Annotated in this window: 1 protein-coding gene; it reads right to left on the bottom strand. The window is 74.2% G+C overall.

The genetic code is table 11. The features are described from left to right. Positions 1-4,532, bottom strand: a 4,532-nt coding sequence (locus C2L58_RS27605; protein ID WP_146073692.1) for a type I polyketide synthase, incomplete at both ends; no start/stop codon positions are given.

Below are 4,532 nucleotides of genomic sequence, written 5' to 3'. Positions count from 1 at the left end.
CACACACGCCGCGGCGATCTCACCCTGCGAATGGCCGACCACGGCGTCCGGCTCGATCCCGTAGGACCGCCAGAGCGCGGCCAGCGACACCATCACCGCGAACGACACCGGCTGCACGACGTCAACCCGCCCCAGCATCTCCGCGTCGGCGAGCACATCCAGAAGCGACCAGTCGACAAATTCGGCGAGCGCCTGCGCGCACTCGTCCATCCGCGCCGCGAACACCGGCGAAGACTCCACCAGCTCGACAGCCATTCCGGCCCACTGCGCACCCTGACCCGGGAACACGAAGACCGTTCGACCATCCACATCGGCCACACCGCGAACCGGATTCCCCAGCCCGGAAACCAGATCCGCCAGCTCCGAACCCACTACCGCGGCTCGACGCTCGAACATCGACCGGCCCGTCGCCAACGAATAGCCCACATCAACCGGCCGCACCGACGATTCGGACACCTGCGACGCCAACCGCGCGGCCTGCTCCTCCAGCGACTCCGCCGATCGTGCCGACAGCACCCACGGCACCACCACCGCCGGACCCTGCTCCGGGACCGGCTCCACACCGTCCGGAGCTTCTTCCAAGATCACGTGCGCGTTCGTCCCGCTCACGCCGAACGACGACACCCCCGCCCGGCGCACGCGCTCGCCTCGCGACCAGTCCCGCGAACCGGTCAGCAGCTCGACGTCACCCGCACTCCAGTCCACATGCGACGACGGCGCACCGACGTGCAGCGTCCGCGGCAACACCTCGTGCCGCAACGCCTGCACCATCTTGATGATCCCCGCCACCCCGGCGGCGGCCTGGGTGTGGCCGATGTTCGACTTCACCGAACCCAGCCACAACGGCTGTTCCCGATCCTGTCCGTACGTGGCGAGCAGCGCCTGCGCCTCGATCGGATCACCCAGCGTCGTCCCGGTCCCGTGCGCCTCGACGACGTCCACCTCAGACGGTCCGACACCCGCATCGGCCAGGGCAGCCCGGATCACCCGCTGCTGCGACGGACCGTTCGGCGCCGTCAACCCGTTCGACGCACCGTCCTGGTTCACCGCCGACCCGCGCACCACCGCGAGCACCGGATGCCCGTTCCGCCGCGCGTCCGAAAGCCGCTCCACCAGCAGCATCCCGACGCCCTCGCCCCAGCCGGTGCCGTCCGCGTCGTCCGAAAAGGACTTGCAGCGCCCGTCGGCGGCCAGCCCGCGCTGCCGGCTGAACTCGACGAACAGCGACGGGGTCGACATGATCGTCGCGCCCCCGACCAGCGCCAGCGTGCACTCGTCCCGGCGCAGCGCCTGCGCCGCGAGGTGCAGCGCCACCAGCGACGACGAACAAGCCGTGTCGACGGTCATCGCGGGCCCTTCGAGCCCGAGCGTGTAGGCGACGCGGCCCGAAGCGACGCTGCCCGCGTTGCCCATGCCGAGGTGCGCGTCGAGCCCCTCGGGCATCGAGTCGAGCTGGGTGAAGTAGTCGTAGTACATGAGCCCGGCGAACACGCCGGTCCGGCTGCCCTTGAGGGAGCGCGGGTCGATCCCGGCCCGCTCGACGGCCTCCCACGAGGTTTCCAGCAGCAGCCGCTGCTGCGGGTCCATGGCCGTCGCTTCCCGCGGGGAGACGCCGAAGAACGCCGGGTCGAAGCCGCCCGGCTCGTCGAGGAAGCAGCCCGCCCGCGTGTAGGTCTTGCCGGAGGAGTCCGGGTCCGGGTCGTACAGCGATTCGACGTCCCACCCGCGGTTGCCGGGGAACTCGGCGACGGCGTCACGCTCGTCGGCGACGAGCCGCCACAGCTCCTCCGGCGTGTGCACCCCGCCGGGGAAGCGGCAGCTCATCCCGATGATCGCGATCGGGTCGTCGACGGCGGCCGCCGCCCGCCGAGGCGCGGCGGGCGCGTCGGCGCCGGTGAGTTCCCGGGTGAGGAAACCGGCGAGCACCGCGGTGTTCGGGTAGTCGAAGACCAGGGTCGCCGGCAGGGACAGCCCCGTCGCGGCGCCGAGCCGGTTGCGGAGCTCCAGCGAGGTCAGCGAGTCGAAGCCGAGCCCCCTGAACGCCTTCTCCGTGTCCACCGCCTGCGTGCCGTCGTAGCCGAGCACGGCGGAGACCTGCTCCCGCACCATGTCGACCAGCACGGCCGTCCGGTCCTGAGTGGACAGGGTGGCGATCCGGGCGGCGAGCGAACCGGTCCGCTCGGCCGCGAGCTGCACCCGGCGGCGGCGAACCGGCACGAGCCCGGCCAGCCGGGCGGGCACCGGGTCGAGCCGGCGCACCGCGGCGAGATCGAGCTTCACCGGCACGAGCACCGGTTCGGCCGAGGCGAGCGCGGCGTCGAACAGCGCGGTGCCCTCGGCCGTGGCGAGCGGAAGCACGCCACCCCTCGCCAGCCGGGCCCGGTCGGCGGCGGTCATCGCGCCGGTCATGTCGCTCGCTTCGTCCCAGAAGCCCCACGCGAGCGACTTCCCGGGCAGGCCGGCCGCGCGCCGGTGCTCGGCCAGCGCGTCGAGGAAGGCGTTGGCCGCCGCGTAGTGGGCCTGCCCGGCCGCGCCGAGGATCCCGGCCGCCGACGAGAACACCACGAACGCGCTCAGCGCCGAATCCTCGGTGAGGGTGTGGAGGTGCCAGGCGGCGTCGACCTTGGGCCGCAGCACCGCGTGGACCTGCTCGGGTGTCAGTGCGGTCAGCAGCGCGTCGTCGAGCACCCCCGCGGCGTGCACGACGGCCGAGAGCGGCCGGTCCGCCGGAACCCCGGCGAGCAGGTCCGCGAGCGCGCCGCGGTCCGTCAGGTCGCAGGCGACGAGATCGACGGTGGCGCCGAGGTCGCGCAGCTCGGCCACCAATTCCGCGGCCCCGGGCGCGTCCGGCCCCCGGCGGCTGGTGAGCAGCAGGTGCCGCACCCCGCACGAGCGCACGAGGTGCCGGGCGAACACGGTGCCGAGCACGCCGGTGCCGCCGGTCACGAGCACGGTGCCGGCACCGAAGCCGGGCTCGGCCGCCGCCGCGCCCCGCCGGCCCAGCCTCGGCACGGTGACCGTCGTGCCGCGCAGCACGACCTGCGGTTCGCCGAGCCGGACGGCTGAAGGCAGCTCGGCCGGCTCGTCGACGTCGATCAGCAGGAACCGGCCGGGGTTCTCCTCCTGCGCGGACCGCACGAGGCCGCACAGCGGGGCGTGCGCGAGGTCGGTCGTCCCCGGGCCGGTCGCGTGGCTGGTCACGAACGCGAGCTTGCTGCCGGCGAACCGGTCTTCGGCGAGCCACGCGCGGGCGGTGTCGAGTGCGGCGAGCGTAGCGGCGTGCGCGGCCTCGGGCAGGTCGCCGGATTCGCCGCCGACGCAGGGAAGCACCACCAGCTCGGGTACCGCGGCACCGGCGTCGATCGCCGCCACCAGCTCCGGCAGACCCGCGTACACCTCGGCGGACGGCTGTGACAACCGGGGCTCCGCCCCGGGCCGGGGGCTTCGCCACCCGGACCCCCGAAAAGCGGGCCACACGGCATCGGCATCGGCGCCGAGCACCGCGACCCGCTCGACCGGGTCGGCCGGCGAGGTCACCGGCTGCCAGTCGATCCCGTAGAGCGCGTCCCTCGGCACGCCGCCGTCGTGGAGCTGCTCCTCGGCGACCTCGCGCAACACGAGCGTCCCGACCGTGAGCACCGGCGATCCGCTCTCGTCGGTGGCGGACAGCGTGATCGTGTCGGCGCCGGTCCGCCTCAGCCGCACGCGCAGCCGGCCCGCGCCGGTGGCGTGGATCGCGACGTCGGACCAGGTGAACGGCAACGCCGCCGTGGTCTCGTCGCGCAGCAGGGCGGCAGCGTGCAGGGCCGCGTCGAACAGCGCGGGGTGGAGGGCGAACGCGCCGGTGAGGTCCTCGGGCGGGTCGACCTCGGCGCAGACGTCGTCCCCGAGCCGCCACGCGGCGCGCAGGCCCTGGAACGCCGGCCCGTAGGCGAAGCCGGCCTGGGCGGTCCGGTCGTAGAAGTCGTCGACCGCCACCGGCTCGGCGCCCGCGGGCGGCCACTCGGCGGGCTCCGGCACCGGGGTCCCGGTTCCGGCGGCCAGGGTTCCGGTGGCGTGCAGCAGCCACTCGCCGGTGTCCTCCCGGCCGGAGTGGACGGTGATCGAGCGCCGGTTCTCCTCGGGGGCGCCGACCATGACCTGCAGGCGGACGGCTCCGTGGTCCGGCACGGTCAGCGGGGCCGTGAGCGTCAGCTCCGCGACGCGATCGCAGCCGACCTCGTCGCCCGCGCGCAGGGCCAGCTCGACCAGCGCCGCGCCCGGCAGCAGGGTCGTCCCGAGCACGGCGTGGTCGGCCAGCCACCGGTGCGACCGGAGCGAAAGCCGGCCCGTGAACAGCACGCCGTCGGAGTCGGCGAGCGTCGTCGCCGCGGCGAGCAGCGGGTGGCCGCCCGCCGCGAGACCGAGACCGGTCACGTCGCCCGCGCCGTCGGTGGCGTCGAGCCAGTAGCGGCGGCGGTGGAAGGCGTAGGTCGGCAGGTCGACCGGTCGCGGGTCGTGCGCGGCGAACACCGCGTCCCAATCCGGGCTGA

It is taken from the genome of Amycolatopsis sp. CA-126428 (assembly GCF_002904335.1).
Lineage (GTDB): Bacteria > Actinomycetota > Actinomycetes > Mycobacteriales > Pseudonocardiaceae > Amycolatopsis.
This window is presented reverse-complemented; position numbering and strand designations above follow the sequence as displayed.